Annotated in this window: 12 protein-coding genes, 12 tRNA genes, 1 rRNA gene and 1 pseudogene; all 26 read left to right on the top strand. The window is 36.6% G+C overall.

Features of this window, described 5'->3' with window-relative positions; translation table 11 throughout:
• Positions 1-110: 110 nt before the first annotated feature.
• The 26 genes and pseudogenes from rrf (at position 111) to M2139_RS08185 (ending at position 13,606) form a co-directional block, all read left to right on the top strand.
• Positions 111-226: ribosomal RNA gene (rrf, locus tag M2139_RS08310) — 5S ribosomal RNA — on the top strand.
• 12 nt (positions 227-238) lie between these two features.
• Positions 239-312: transfer RNA gene (locus tag M2139_RS08305), tRNA-Asn, on the top strand.
• A 50-nt stretch (positions 313-362) separates the two neighbouring features.
• Positions 363-451, top strand: a tRNA-Ser gene (locus M2139_RS08300).
• A gap of 20 nt (positions 452-471) precedes the next feature.
• Positions 472-543 (top strand) — tRNA-Glu (locus M2139_RS08295).
• 13 nt (positions 544-556) lie between these two features.
• Positions 557-629 (top strand) — tRNA-Val (locus M2139_RS08290).
• 13 nt (positions 630-642) lie between these two features.
• Positions 643-718, top strand: a tRNA-Asp gene (locus tag M2139_RS08285).
• 24 nt (positions 719-742) lie between these two features.
• Positions 743-818: transfer RNA gene (locus tag M2139_RS08280), tRNA-Phe, on the top strand.
• A 1-nt stretch (position 819) separates the two neighbouring features.
• Positions 820-900, top strand: a tRNA-Tyr gene (locus M2139_RS08275).
• A gap of 4 nt (positions 901-904) precedes the next feature.
• Positions 905-978 (top strand) — tRNA-Trp (locus tag M2139_RS08270).
• A gap of 14 nt (positions 979-992) precedes the next feature.
• Positions 993-1,065 (top strand) — tRNA-His (locus tag M2139_RS08265).
• Positions 1,066-1,074: 9 nt separating this feature from the next.
• A tRNA-Gln gene (locus M2139_RS08260) sits at positions 1,075-1,146 on the top strand.
• Between the two features lie 22 nt (positions 1,147-1,168).
• A tRNA-Cys gene (locus tag M2139_RS08255) sits at positions 1,169-1,239 on the top strand.
• Between the two features lie 24 nt (positions 1,240-1,263).
• Positions 1,264-1,347 (top strand) — tRNA-Leu (locus M2139_RS08250).
• A gap of 152 nt (positions 1,348-1,499) precedes the next feature.
• Positions 1,500-1,997, top strand: a complete 498-nt coding sequence (locus M2139_RS08245; RefSeq protein ID WP_280738357.1) for a zeta toxin family protein — start codon at positions 1,500-1,502, stop codon at positions 1,995-1,997.
• Positions 1,998-2,012: 15 nt separating this feature from the next.
• On the top strand, positions 2,013-2,609 hold the full coding sequence (locus M2139_RS08240) for a hypothetical protein (protein WP_280738356.1): 597 nt from the start codon (positions 2,013-2,015) through the stop codon (positions 2,607-2,609).
• 213 nt (positions 2,610-2,822) lie between these two features.
• Positions 2,823-3,242, top strand: a complete 420-nt coding sequence (locus M2139_RS08235; RefSeq protein ID WP_280738355.1) for a hypothetical protein — start codon at positions 2,823-2,825, stop codon at positions 3,240-3,242.
• A complete protein-coding gene (locus M2139_RS08230) occupies positions 3,235-3,699 on the top strand; it encodes a MarR family transcriptional regulator (protein WP_280738354.1) in 465 nt (154 codons plus the stop codon). Before M2139_RS08235 ends, M2139_RS08230 begins: the two co-directional genes overlap by 8 nt.
• Before the next feature lie 144 nt (positions 3,700-3,843).
• The gene (locus M2139_RS08225; protein WP_280738353.1) at positions 3,844-4,338 is read left to right on the top strand and encodes an effector binding domain-containing protein; all 495 of its coding nucleotides are present in this window, start codon (positions 3,844-3,846) and stop codon (positions 4,336-4,338) included.
• A gap of 30 nt (positions 4,339-4,368) precedes the next feature.
• A complete protein-coding gene (locus tag M2139_RS08220; RefSeq protein WP_280738352.1) occupies positions 4,369-5,229 on the top strand; it encodes an AraC family transcriptional regulator in 861 nt (286 codons plus the stop codon).
• Positions 5,230-5,350: 121 nt separating this feature from the next.
• Entirely contained in the window at positions 5,351-5,932 is a 582-nt protein-coding gene (locus M2139_RS08215) for a TetR/AcrR family transcriptional regulator (RefSeq protein ID WP_280738351.1), read from the top strand.
• Positions 5,933-5,956: 24 nt separating this feature from the next.
• Entirely contained in the window at positions 5,957-6,409 is a 453-nt protein-coding gene (locus M2139_RS08210) for a DUF3788 family protein (protein ID WP_280738350.1), read from the top strand.
• A 223-nt stretch (positions 6,410-6,632) separates the two neighbouring features.
• Positions 6,633-6,905, top strand: a pseudogene (locus M2139_RS08205) (GyrI-like domain-containing protein); the annotation flags it as partial.
• A gap of 278 nt (positions 6,906-7,183) precedes the next feature.
• Positions 7,184-8,563, top strand: coding sequence for an extracellular solute-binding protein (locus M2139_RS08200; protein ID WP_280738349.1), 1,380 nt, complete (start codon positions 7,184-7,186; stop codon positions 8,561-8,563).
• Between the two features lie 204 nt (positions 8,564-8,767).
• The gene (locus M2139_RS08195) at positions 8,768-9,682 is read left to right on the top strand and encodes a sugar ABC transporter permease (RefSeq protein WP_280738348.1); all 915 of its coding nucleotides are present in this window, start codon (positions 8,768-8,770) and stop codon (positions 9,680-9,682) included.
• A gap of 10 nt (positions 9,683-9,692) precedes the next feature.
• The gene (locus M2139_RS08190) at positions 9,693-10,523 is read left to right on the top strand and encodes a carbohydrate ABC transporter permease (protein WP_280738347.1); all 831 of its coding nucleotides are present in this window, start codon (positions 9,693-9,695) and stop codon (positions 10,521-10,523) included.
• Positions 10,520-13,606, top strand: a complete 3,087-nt coding sequence (locus M2139_RS08185; protein WP_280738346.1) for an alpha-mannosidase — start codon at positions 10,520-10,522, stop codon at positions 13,604-13,606. The genes M2139_RS08190 and M2139_RS08185 overlap by 4 nt, the downstream gene beginning before the upstream one ends.
• The last annotated feature ends 80 nt before the right edge of the window (positions 13,607-13,686 follow it).

The raw sequence follows: 13,686 nt of genomic DNA, 5'->3' as shown, positions 1-13,686 counted from the left end.
TAACCAAAGAATGGAAGAAAAGAACGAACTCGGAAGAGTTTTGATAGACAATACTTCAGATTCAGTTTTGAGTGAGCGAAAGCAAAAACTCAATAATAAAAGATAACCAGTGTGGTGGCGATAGCGAGAAGGATACACCTGTAACCATGCCGAACACAGAAGTTAAGCTTCTTAGCGCCGATTGTAGTTAGGGGTTGCCCCTTGTGAGAGTAGGACGTCGCCACGCAGTTATCAAAATTCCGGCATAGCTCAGTTGGTAGTAGCGCATGACTGTTAATCATGATGTCGTAGGTTCGAGTCCTACTGCCGGAGTTTTCCTATGATGGAATAAATAGAGTTAGGTAAAGGCTTCTTTTATCTCTGGAGAGTTGTCCGAGAGGCCGAAGGAGCATGATTGGAAATCATGTAGACGGTGAACGCTGTCTCAAGGGTTCGAATCCCTTACTCTCCGTAACTAATTTTTATTATACTGGCCCGTTGGTCAAGCGGTTAAGACACCGCCCTTTCACGGCGGTAACACGGGTTCGAATCCCGTACGGGTCATTTTTTATATTATGGAGGTTTAGCTCAGCTGGGAGAGCACCTGCCTTACAAGCAGGGGGTCAGCGGTTCGATCCCGTTAACCTCCATGATTGTGTGTTTGGTTCCGTGGTGTAGGGGTTAACATGCCTGCCTGTCACGCAGGAGATCGCGGGTTCGATTCCCGTCGGGACCGCCATTTTTATATTAATATTTTTATTATGGCTCGGTAGCTCAGTTGGTAGAGCAATGGATTGAAGCTCCATGTGTCGGCAGTTCGATTCTGTCCCGCGCCACCATGGAGGAGTAGCGAAGTGGCTAAACGCGACGGACTGTAAATCCGTTCCTTAGGGTTCAGTGGTTCGAATCCACTCTCCTCCATTTTAGGGGTATAGTTTAAAGGTAGAACAGCGGTCTCCAAAACCGTTAGTGTGGGTTCAATTCCTGCTACCCCTGCCATTATTTTTATTACGGCGACCGTGGCGAAGTGGTGAACGCACCGGATTGTGGCTCCGGCATTCGAGGGTTCGATTCCCTTCGGTCGCCTATTGTTTTTGGGGTATAGCCAAGCGGTAAGGCAAGGGACTTTGACTCCCTCATGCGTTGGTTCGAATCCAGCTACCCCAGTAGTTTTTTTTATTTAGATAGTGGCGGTATAGCCAAGTGGTAAGGCAGAGGTCTGCAAAACCTTCATCACCGGTTCAAATCCGGTTACCGCCTTTTCTACATATTTTTGAATTTTATGCCGGCGTGGCGGAATTGGCAGACGCGCTGGACTCAAAATCCAGTGCCCGCGAGGGCGTGCCGGTTCGACCCCGGCCGCCGGTATTATTAATACATCAACGTTTATAAAACGTTGATGTATTTTTTTATATCCAAATTTAACAGTTTTTTTACTGATACTTATTTTGATCCCCATGATTATTTTTGATTTTCTGTATCAAGCCTACATATACTTTGTATGTTGAGGAGGAGATTTTGTGAGTAAGCTAATTGTTTTAAGGGGAAATTCAGGTAGTGGTAAGACGACTACCGCTAAGGCAGTGCAAGACTATTTTCCACGTGGAAAAGTGATGAAAATTTCTCAAGATGAAATTCGTTTAGACATTTTAAATGTTAAAGATCGTAAAGAAAATCCGACTACTGATTTAATTCAACTAATTGCTGAATTTGGTCATGATAAATTTGATATAGTTATTATCGAAGGGATTTTAGGGTCTCATATTTATAGAGAGATGTTTGAAAAGCTATATCATATTTTTGATAATAAGGTACATACCTATTGTTATGATGTGCCTTTTGAAGTAACTTTGCTACGTCATAGCCAAAGGGAGAAAGCCAAAGAATTTGGTGCAGATCGTATGAAGCAATGGTGGCTGGAAAAAGACGTATTAAATTTTCCAAATGAAACTTTGATTACAGCGGAAATGAGTCAAGAGCAAGTCGTTAATATGATTATCTCTGATATAAATAAATAAGTGAGGTAAATCTTAGTGTTATATCTTTCATTACAAGGTTCTATGGCTGTAAGAAAAATAGCAACGTTACGCTTTATTGAAAAACATTCATCTATTGCACATATTAGCTATGAAAGAAATGGTCATGTACTAGCTGAAATTAAAAACAAAGGCTTAAATAAAAATAACTATAAAGACTATTTAGAAATACAGAAATTGTTTATAGAAAATGAATGTCAAAGATACAAAGAGGCTTCTAAATATATTTGTTCAGTAATGGATTTTGGTGCAGAGGAAATTGAATTTTATACTTTAAATTATCCAAAAGCTATCGGTGTTGATTGGGATGTTACCACTGCTTTAAAAAAAGAATTACAGATATTAAGAAATAATTTTCCAAAAAGAATTTTATATTTAAACGCTACAGATGAAACTTTATTACAACGAAAAACAGGCGATTGTTCGAGAAATAGAGATTTTTTTGATTTTTATATTAAAAATTTATTACCCCTTAAGCGTAAATGGTTTTTGAATAGGCAGGATGTAGATATTTTAGAAGTGGATAATAAGTCTATAGATGAAGTAAGTGAATTGGTTTTTGAATGGATAAAGGAGCAAATAGTAATCCAATAAATTTGCTTAGTATTTTATGAGTGAAAAATATGATAAAAAAAAGCTGTAGAAACTTCTACATTCCTATTTTTAATATCTGAATTGAAAGATGTAACTCATAGCGATATAAATAACTGTAATTTAACATTAAAAAATGCAACAAATAATCTCATTGACTTTAATTTAATAAGCGTTTATACTATAATCGTACTTATTAAAGAAAGAAGGATTATAATGAAATTTAGTTTTGAATTGGAAACAGATAAAACAGTTGAGGAAATTTGGGCTTTTTATGAAGATGTTAATAAATGGTTTGCTTGGGAAGATGATTTGGAAGACATTTCTTTGAATGGCGCATTTCAAACGGGAACGACTGGCGAAATGAAATTAGCTGGCCAACCAGCCATGGCTTTTACTTTGGTATCGGTGATTAAAAATAAAGAATTTATTGATAAAACAGAAATTCCTGAAGTGGGAACTCTTTACTTTAGTCATGTGCTTGAGGAAATTGACAACAAAACAGTAATCAGACATTCTGTTAGCTTTGTTCCTCTTGATAGAGCAGCAACTGTTGAAGATTTAGGCTTTGTTTCACAAGTCTTTGCGGATGTTCCTAAGTCAATTTTTTCATTGGTGAAGGTGACTAATGAGTAATTTTAAATCAGAGTTTAAAGATAGTTCTAACGAGTCTATTGGTTTTTCATTTGTAAAAGTCTATAATTTATGGCATAAAGCTATCAAAGATGAATTAAAGACTATTCATTTGACTCATCCTCAATTTATTGTGTTGGCTTCTTTAGGTTATCTCAGCCAAACAGCAACTGAAGTTACGCAAGTCGATATTTCTAAAAAAGCCGATATTGACGTCATGACGGTGTCTACAATTATCAGAAATTTAGAAAAAGCGCAGCTGCTATTTCGGCAAGAATCGTTACATGATACACGAGCAAAAGCTGTTAAAATGACCGAAAAAGGCCAAACAACCTTAACGCAAGCTTTACCCATTGTAGAAAATATTGATAAGCGTTTTTTCAGTGTTTTAGCAGCTAATCGAGAAACCTTCAATGACTTATTACTTGATTTGGTGGAAGGAAATACGCATAAAAATTGAAATTTATAAAAACAGACTATAGAAAGCATTTTATTTTCTATAGTCTACCTTCAAACCTTACATTTTCTAGCAGGAGATGTAAGGTTTTTCTATTTGCTACTTGGTAAAATAAATTTATCAGATAAAAAAAGGGGAGTAATGATGATGGAATATCGGATTGAAAGTTTAGGCGAATTTAAAATTGTGGGTTATAAAATTTCTTCCACTAATGCTATGTTTAAAGGAATGAGAGACTGTCCGGCTTTTTGGAAAAAGATTATCAAAGAAAAGAAAAATGAAATATTGGTGCCGTTTATTACGCAAGAGCCCCTTGGATTAATGGGAGTAAGTGTTTATAATGTAGATAGTCAAGATAATAAGAAATTTGACTATTATATTGCGGCTTCAACCACGCTTGAAACACCAACAGAGTTAGAAGAATATCTTGTGCCAGCAATGACTTGGGCGGTTTTTCCATGTACTCGTAAAACTAGTGGGAAAACACAAATGAATATCGTTAACAAATGGGAACCGCAAGCGGATTATCAGTTATTAAATACAGGTTATAAATCTGGCAAAATGATATCAGCCGCTCCTGACATGGAAGTTTATGGCAAGGATGATGAGGTTGGAATTTGGGTTCCTGTAAAGAAAAAATAGTTTTTAAGCATTTAAGAAGGAGTATTTATAATGAATAATATTGTTTTGGGTTTTAATGAAATCGTTTCTTTTATAGAAGAACATCTTACTGATGAAATTGACTATACAGAATTAGGGCAGTTGATTGGGTATTCGCCGTATCATTTGCAACGCTTATTTTTAATGCTAACCAACACACCGATTTCTGAGTATATTCGTAATCGTCGCTTAGCTAGTGCAGCTTTTGATTTATTGGCTGAAGATAGTACGGTAACAGATATTGCTTATAAGTATGGCTATAGCTCACCGACTTCATTTAACCGGGCTTTCAAAGCCTTTCATGGCGTGACTCCTAAAGATATTAAAAAAGGCGAGCACGTGATTAAAGCTTATCCGCCGTTACGCTTTGAGTTGTCCATCAAAGGAGCGAGCCCACTGGATTATAAAATAGTAACCACCAAAAGTTTTCGGGTAGTTGGTAAAAAAATTCATACTACCATGGAAAACAGTAAAAGTTATCGCGAGTTACCAGCTTTTTGGCAAGAGGTACAGCAAACCGCTGTTATTCCTGAGTTGCTTGCTAAAATGAATCAGGCACCTTTTGGCTTATTAGGGGTCAGTGATTATAATCCTAATTTAGATGAGAGCGCCTTTGATTACTATATTGGCGTTGCCAGCACGCTTGAATGTTCAACAGGGGAGGCTGAAATAGTTATTCCCGAGATGACTTGGGCAGCTTTCAAGCATCCAATGGGGACACCTGCTGAGCTACAAGAGTTTCAAAGACAAATTGTTATGGATTGGTTGCCAACCAGTGGTTATGAATTTGCTTTTGGTCCTGATTTAGAAGTGTATGGTGAAGACAACAGTGTTGAAAATTGGATTCCAGTGACGCGAGTTGTCAAAAAATAATCAGTATTTTACAGCTTACTAAAAAATTAGTAAGCTGTTTTTTCATAAAGTCAATTTGACATAGTTAATCCGATTAACTATAATGGTGATGTAAGTTAATTAAAAGAAAAGGGGCATTCTAATGCCAAAGTATCTGATTAATAAAGAATTAATTATTCAAACTGCGATGGCTATCACCGATGAACAGGGACTAGAGAATTTGACTTTAAAAGAAATGAGCCAGCGCTTAAATGTGAGTTCGCCTGCTTTATATAAACATTTTAAAAACTTGGAGGAAATTAAAATAATGGTTTCCAATCAAGCTTTAGAGCTAGTCAAAAATGAAATTGTTCGTTCAGTAATTGGTAAAAGTGGCATAGAAGCGCTGCAAGCGATGGGGATTGCTTATATTCGTTTTGCTAGAGAACATAAAGGACTTTACGAAACGATTCAATGGATGAATTTAAATGTGGATGTGCCAAAGGGATCATTGTTTTATGAAGTGATTCAGCTGGTTTACCAAGTCAGTCAAGATTTAGGAGCGAATGAACTAGAAGCTTCCCATATTATTCGGACTGTCAGGAGTATCGCCCAAGGATTTGCGGATGTAGATAGTCATAATGGCTTTTCTCACGAATCCTCTGTTGAAAGTAGCATCGAGTATGCTTACGAAACTTTCTTTTTGGGAGTGGCAGCCCGCTTAAAAGAAAGTCAGCCAGAATGAATTTTATAAAGGGAGGACGATTAGATGAAATGGAATGAACTATTTCCTAAACAAACAGAACCAACTTTAACCCAAGTCAGCGAGTTTATTGATTCAAAATACTATTTAATGCTTGTTGAACTTTTAACTGAACAAATGCAAGGAAAACCAACGATTCAATATATTGGCTGTAGTTTACCAGGGTGGAATATTAAGTTTAAAAAAAGTGGTAAGTCACTTTTGACGATTTATCCGCAAAATGGCTATTTTAAAGTGTTAATTATTGCCTCTCAAAAAATGGCGGAGAGAAATCAACAAGCACTTCAGCGTTGTAACAAAGATTTTAAAGTGACCTATGAAGAAAATGACTATTTTAATGGTGCTAAATGGATTTTCTTTGATATTAAAGAGGAAACTCATTTGCGAGATTTGCGGGAATTTCTCTATATAAGATATGAAGTGATTACTGGTAAGCAATTAACACTTGCTACTGAATGAATTTAAATAGAGGTGAGGGAGAAAACTATGACACAGATTTCTGAAATTTTAATTAAAGAAAAGCCTAAACATCAAATGCTAACATGTCGAAAAAAATTGATTTTTTTAAAGATTATAGTAATTTTATGTCAGAGGTATTTTCCGAAGTAACGACTGTTTTAGATAAACAAGCTGCTTATCCCCGGTAAGTGGACCAGTTGTTTGTTTCCATAATGTTGATTTAGCAGCTTTAGATGTTGAAATTGGCTTTGAAGTAGGAGTGGAGGTTAAAAGTGAAGGTCCCTTGCAATTAATCACTCATTCGCAACAATTAATCGCTGTTACTATAGACCAAGGACCTTATGAAGCCCAGGATTCGACGCTAGAAGCACTGATGGCTTGGATTTCTGCTAATGATTTAAAAGCCAGTGGCGGAATTTATTATCATTATTTAAATGATGACCAGCGAGACCCCGCAACTTATTTGACAGAAATATATATTCCTGTAGAAAAATAAACTTTACAATAAAAGAATAGCATCAATCAAGGTTACCGTAAAGCTAGGTAGCCTTTTTATTTTATTCATCAATCAGAAAAATATTTATTTTAGTTGAAAAATCGTCATTTTCGGTAAAATCATCATTTTTTGTAATCGATTGCAAGATTTGGTGATAATCTACTTTTTTTTGGATTGCTAATTTTGTCGATTTGTTAGAAAATATAAGTGCTTACAGGAGATTCACGGCCGGAGCTGACTGTTTGAAGATTAATCAATTCTTTTTGGGGGTTAAGTAAATGTCTATGCTGAAAATGAAAAAAATTGCACTTTTTAGTTCATTATTGATGGTCCCTTTATTGGCAACTGGATGTGGCAGTGATTCAAAAGAAGAAACTTCTAATGAAGCTGGCGGAAAAACTGAAATTAAAATCACTTGGCGAGATACTGGTGAGCATGACAAATTGAAAAAATTCTTAAGCGAAGATTTTGTCCCAGCGTTTGAAAAAGAAAATGATGATATAAAAATTGTTTTATCACCAATTACAGCTAGTGAAGGGGATTATTTCTCTAAAGTAGCTTTATCCATGCAATCTGAAAGTACGGCGCCTGATTTAGTAGCAGAAGATTCCTTTATGTTAAATTCTGATGCCAATGCGGGATATTTAACACCGTTAGATGATTATGTGAAGGATTGGGAAGATTGGGGTTATTATACCGAAAACTTAAAAGCGGGTTCCATCGCTCAAGATGGTAAGCTTTATGCGATTCCTGGCACTTCTGATTCTCGGGGGTTATGGTATAACAAGGTCGTTTTTGAAAAAGCGGGCTTACCTGAAGATTGGTCGCCAAAAAATTGGGCTGAAATTGTCGAAGCGGCTGAAAAAATTAAAGAAACCCAGCCAGATGTTGTACCAATTGGTATCGGTGTCGCTAAAGCCAATGGAGAATCAGTGTCTATGCAAACTTTTGAAATGCTTCTTTATGGTACTAAAGATACCTTATTTGATGCAGACACGCGTAAATGGAACGTCAACACTGACGGTATTATTGATTCATTGAAATTGATTGATGAAATCTATAATGAAAAGAAATTGGGTCCATCTTTATCAGTAGCCATTAATAGTAACTATGGCTCTGTGATGATGCAAGATAAATTCCCTAACAATCAAGCGGGGATTATTTTAGATGGCTTCTGGAATACCGGCAACTGGACTGAAACCGGTGCTGCGCCAGTAGATAATATGACTGAACAATTTGGTTTTGCGGCAATGCCAACACAAAATGGTGATGCCCCTGGTTCAACAACGATGTCAGGCGGTTGGACTTGGTCAATTCCCGCAAAAGCTAAAAATAAAGATGCTTCTTGGCGAGTACTACAAGCTTTAGGTGGTAAAGAAGAACAAGCAGCACGGGCAATTGCAGAAGGTAATTTGACTGTTCGTGATGATTCTGCTGAGCTGCCTGAATATACTGAACAACCATTTATTAAAGAAGCAACTGAGTTTTTACAAAATGCTCATTTCCGTCCTGCTGATGACAAATATCCAAATGTTTCAGTGGAAATTCAAAACATGGTAGAAGCGGTGGCAACAGGTAGTAAAACACCAGAAGAAGCTGCTAAAGACTATGCGACAAATGTGATTCGAATTGTTGGCGAAGAAAATGTCAATCAATAAAATAGCTAAATAAAAGAGGTTAGGACATTAGTTTTTGTTAGCCGTTAATGTAAACATAGAGAGTTAGCTAGTCTTCTCTCTATGTTGGCTAACGGTTTTCGATTAATGTCCTAAACTTTTAAGTTATTAAGACTGTAGTTAAAGATTTATATGCTTAAAGTAAAACGAAATTGAAATTACTTTATAAACAAGAAGGTGGAATTAATGGAAAAAGGATTAAACATTTATCCTAAAGAAAACCAAGGTAAAAAAAGACTTTCAGATAATATAAAATCTATTTTCTTTCTTTTACCAAGCTGGGTACTTTTATTGATTTTTTTCATTGGACCAATGGTTTTGACGTTTATTTTTTCATTTACTAACTTAGCGTTAACGGGTGCCGAAGCAAGTCAATTAAGGTTTATTGGCTTTGAAAATTTCACAAGAATGTTCCAAGACCCTGAATTTAGAACCAGTGTATGGAATACCCTTGTGTTTGTCTTTTTTTCAGCTGTATTAGGTCAGTGCTTTTTAGGCTTTTTAATTGCCTTTTTAATGCGGGAAAAAAATAAAACTTTTCGTCGGGTAATTGGCTTGATTATTATCGCAGCGTGGGTGACGCCGGAAGTGGTAGTTTCCTTTTGCTGGGTGGCCTTTTTAGGAGATACAGGGACGGCTAACTGGTTGGTAGGTTTATTTAATATTGAACCGGTAGCGTGGCTGTTTACTTTCCCGATGGTCAGTGTGATTGTTGCCAATATTTGGCGGGGAACGGCTTTTTCTATGATGGTCTTTCAATCAGCGTTGGATGATATTCCGAAAGAAGTGGAAGAAGCGGCGATTATGGACGGCGCTTCTCGTTGGAAAATTGTTTCAAAAATTACGATTCCCATGGTTAAAGGGACGATTGCTACCAATTTGATGTTGGTAACTTTACAAACTTTAGGAGTTTTCACGCTGATTTATACGATGACCGGTGGGGGGCCAGGCGTGAGTACCGCTACTTTACCAGTCTTTATGTATAAACAAGCTTTTGTCAGCTATCAATTAGGTTATGGAACGGCGATTTCGTTAGTCCTATTAGTAATTGGTGCGATTGCTAGTTTGATTTACATGAAAACTTTAAAAGTGAAAGTGTAGGTGATTAATCATGGTAAAACGGAGTTATCAAATTGAAACAGCTATTCACTATATTATTTTAACATTACTAGGGATTTTATTTTTACTGCCTTTATTATGGATGATTTTTGCTTCAGTAGACCCTGGGGCCATTCAAGCATTAAAAATGCCTGAAGGAATCACCTTTGATAATTTCATCTCGATTTTAACCGATAAAACGTTAATTCGTTCTTTTTTAATCGGTTTAGGAATCTCTGGTAGTCAGTCGGTTTTTTTAGTTATTTTATGTATGCTGGCAGCGTATCCTTTATCTCGCTATAAATTACGCTATAAAAAATCATTTATGATGACGATTTTATTTATGACGTCACTACCGATGACGGCTGTGATTGTGCCAGTTTATCAAATGTTCTTATATTTAAAATTTCAAGATTCTTTAGTGGCATTAACTTTCTTCTTAACGGCTTCTTCTTTGCCTTATGGTATTTGGATGATGAAAAACTTTATGGATTCGGTACCGTTGGATTTAGAAGAATCTGCTTGGGTAGATGGTGCTTCAACTTGGCAAGGGATTCGTAAAATCATCGCACCACTGATGTTGCCAGGGATTTTTACCGTTGGGATTTTTACTTTTTCTGGTAGCTGGGGGAATTTCTTTGTACCTTATATTTTAATTCAATCTCCAGAAAAAATGCCAGCATCCGTGTCAATTTTTCAGTTTTTCGGTAATTTTGGCATGGTAAATTATGGTAAATTAGCAGCATTTTCAGTTTTGTATTCTTTACCAGTCGTTATTTTATATGCGATTTCGCAAAACTTTATGTCTAAAGGATTTAGTATGGGAGGTGCGACTAAAGGATGATGAATTTTACATTTGCAGAGGAAAAAATTCGGGCGAGAATTGATGCTTTAGCTGAATTACGTTATAAAAATAGAATTTCTCTTAATGATTGGTTTGTTAAAGAGGATACTTCAAAGGCAGAAAAATATCCACCAGCTGATTTTGAAGATTGGCAGACTTTTACTTTGGGAGAACGCTGGTCAGGGCGGGATTATTATTTATGGATCCAACGACAAATTGAAATTCCTGACAAACGTAATTTAGTGTTGCTTTTTGATTTTGGTAAAACGGGCGGCGGATATAACTCTGGCTTTGAGTCATTATTTTTTGTTGACGGCGAGCCTTATCAAGGGGTGGATTCTAACCATCAAGAAGTTTTTGTAGGAGCAGAACTCCTTGGTAAAACCATCACGGTATCTTTACGATTATGGTCTGGGTTAGAAGGCGGTGGTCCAGAACAAATTCAAAGCCATCAATTTTTACGAGGTGAATTAGTAGAGTTAGAGCCAATTTGCGATGAATTTTATTACTTATCTGATATGGTTTTAAAAACGATTCAAGAATTAGATGAAAATGATCCTTTAAAATATCAATTGTTAGATGTTTTAAATCGAGGGTATTTATTAATTGATTGGTCAGAGCCCGCTAGTGATAATTTTTATCAAACAATTGCGGAAGCTCATGAATATTTAAATGAAGCCATTCATGAGTTGGATCAAGAAAAAAACATCAAGATTACCGCTTTAGGGCATACTCATATTGATGTGGCCTGGCTGTGGCGCTTAAAACATACGCAAGAAAAAGCGGCCCGCAGTTTTTCAACGGTGCTTAAATTAATGGAACGTTATCCCGAATATATCTTTTTACAAACACAACCACAATTATATAAATATATTAAAAAAGATTATCCAGAAATTTATCAAAAAATTAAAGAGCGGGTCAAAGAAGGTCGTTGGGAAGTTGACGGCGCGATGTGGTTGGAGGCAGACTGTAATATTCCTAGTGGGGAATCATTAACTCGCCAAATTCTTCATGGTAGCAAATTTATTAAAGAAGAATTTAATCAAGACATGAATTATTTATGGTTGCCTGATGTTTTTGGTTACTCTTGGGCTTTGCCGCAGATTTTGAAGAAAAGTGGCATTAATACTTTTATGACCACTAAAATTAGTTGGAATCAGTTTAATCGCATGCCCCACGATACTTTTATTTGGAAAGGCATGGATGGCAGCGAGATTTTAACTCACTTTGTAACCACACCAGAGCCAAAACCGTTAGCTAGTTGGGCATCTGAATGGTTTTACACTTACAATGGTCAGTTGGAACCCGAAACAGTGTTGGGGGCTTATCGTGGTTATCGCGATAAAGATATTAATAATCATCTGCTAATTTCCTATGGTTATGGCGATGGCGGTGGCGGTGTAACCCGCGATATGCTTGAAAAACGCCGCCAAATGGATAAAATCCCTGGCTTGCCGAAAGTAGAAACGGGTCAGGCGAAAGCTTATTTTGAAGAATTGCAGCAAACTTTTGCGGAAACCGACCATTACGTTCATGAGTGGGATGGCGAATTATATCTTGAATATCATCGCGGAACTTATACGTCTCAAGCTTTCGTGAAAAAAATGAATCGTCAAATAGAATTAATGTTAAGAGAATTAGAGATGTTGTATACTTTTGCTGAAATGCAAGAAGCTACTTATCCAAAAGAAACTTTATTTGATTTGTGGGAAACTTTATTGCGGAATCAATTTCATGATATTATTCCTGGTTCTTCAATTAAAGAAGTTTATCAAGATCATAAAGCAGAATTTGCTGAAGTGACCGCAACTAGCGAAAAATTATTAGCAGCTTTAAATGAAAAAACCGAAAAATTATTAGTAGTGAATACTGCTAGTTGGCAACGGGGTTCACTGATTAAAATATCTGTAGAGGGTGCTAGCCTTTATCAAGACGAAAAGAGTCGTCAGTATCCAACAATTAAAGTGGGAGATGAACGAATTTTATTTGTCCCTGAAGTTGCTGCTTTAAGCGATCTTTTATTAACGCCAGTTCAGCAGGAAGTAGCGCCTGTCGAAACAGCAACGATCGCAGTGGTGAAAGAAAATCAGTTAGAAACCGATTTTTATCGTTTACAGTGGAATCAAGCGGGACAGTTAATTTCTTTATTTGATAAAGAAAATCAACGCGAAGTTTTAAAAGGTAAAGGCAATGTTCTGCAAGTCTTTGAAGATAAACCAAAAGATTATGATGCCTGGGATATTGATATTTTCTATCAAGAAAAAATGACTGAAGTTCCTTTTGAAGCCGTGACGGTTAAAGAAAATAATCCTTTCTTTGTGGAATTAGCTTTAACCGCAACCATCGGAAATTCTAAATTAGCGCAAAATATTAAATTATATCGCCACACCCGCCGAATTGATTTTGAAACAGCTGTGGATTGGCAAGAAAGACAACGCTTGTTGAAAGTGGCTTTTGATGTGGATATTCGGGCAACAGCTGCGACTTATGATATTCAATACGGCAATGTGAAGCGGCCCACTCATTGGAATACTAGCTGGGATATGGCGAAATTTGAAACGGTAGGTCATCAGTGGGCGGATTTATCGGAAAATAATTATGGCGTTAGTTTATTAAATAATTGTAAATACGGCTACGATATTAAAGGCTCGGTGATGCGTTTATCACTATTAAAAGGTGGCATCTATCCAGATCCGACCGCCGATATTGGTCATCACGAATTTACTTATAGTTTATTGCCACACACGGGCGATTTTATTGCTGGCAAAACAGTGATGGAAGCGTGGGAAATTAATGCACCGCTAACTGTTTTACAGCGACAACAAAAATTAATGCCTGCAATCAAACTTGCAACAGAAACGCCAATCGCTTTAGATGCTTTGAAAAAATCTGAAGATGGCGATGGCTGGATTATGCGTATCCACGAATTTGCTGGTGGCCGTAGCAACTGGCAAATGACAGCGCCAACTGTAAATGCTTGGCAAGAAACTAATTTAATGGAAGTAAATCAAGCGGAAAAACAGACGGGTGAAATTGCTTGTCAATTGGAACCTTATGAAGTGAAAACCATTCGCTTACATTAAAGCAAATAGATTAAGCTAGTGGATAAAATAGCCTATCGACTATTTTATCCACTAATCTTAGTGTGTTTTTTTCTTTAATG

The organism is Enterococcus sp. PF1-24, assembly GCF_029893325.1.
GTDB lineage: Bacteria > Bacillota > Bacilli > Lactobacillales > Enterococcaceae > HY326.
This window is presented reverse-complemented; position numbering and strand designations above follow the sequence as displayed.

Coding starts and splice junctions, on each gene's coding strand:
- M2139_RS08235 (WP_280738355.1), top strand. CDS start 2,823: ATGAAATTTAGTTTTGAATTGGAAACAGATAAAACAGTTGAGGAAATT.
- M2139_RS08230 (WP_280738354.1), top strand. CDS start 3,235: ATGAGTAATTTTAAATCAGAGTTTAAAGATAGTTCTAACGAGTCTATT.
- M2139_RS08225 (WP_280738353.1), top strand. CDS start 3,844: ATGGAATATCGGATTGAAAGTTTAGGCGAATTTAAAATTGTGGGTTAT.
- M2139_RS08220 (WP_280738352.1), top strand. CDS start 4,369: ATGAATAATATTGTTTTGGGTTTTAATGAAATCGTTTCTTTTATAGAA.
- M2139_RS08215 (WP_280738351.1), top strand. CDS start 5,351: ATGCCAAAGTATCTGATTAATAAAGAATTAATTATTCAAACTGCGATG.
- M2139_RS08210 (WP_280738350.1), top strand. CDS start 5,957: ATGAAATGGAATGAACTATTTCCTAAACAAACAGAACCAACTTTAACC.
- M2139_RS08200 (WP_280738349.1), top strand. CDS start 7,184: ATGTCTATGCTGAAAATGAAAAAAATTGCACTTTTTAGTTCATTATTG.
- M2139_RS08195 (WP_280738348.1), top strand. CDS start 8,768: ATGGAAAAAGGATTAAACATTTATCCTAAAGAAAACCAAGGTAAAAAA.
- M2139_RS08190 (WP_280738347.1), top strand. CDS start 9,693: ATGGTAAAACGGAGTTATCAAATTGAAACAGCTATTCACTATATTATT.
- M2139_RS08185 (WP_280738346.1), top strand. CDS start 10,520: ATGATGAATTTTACATTTGCAGAGGAAAAAATTCGGGCGAGAATTGAT.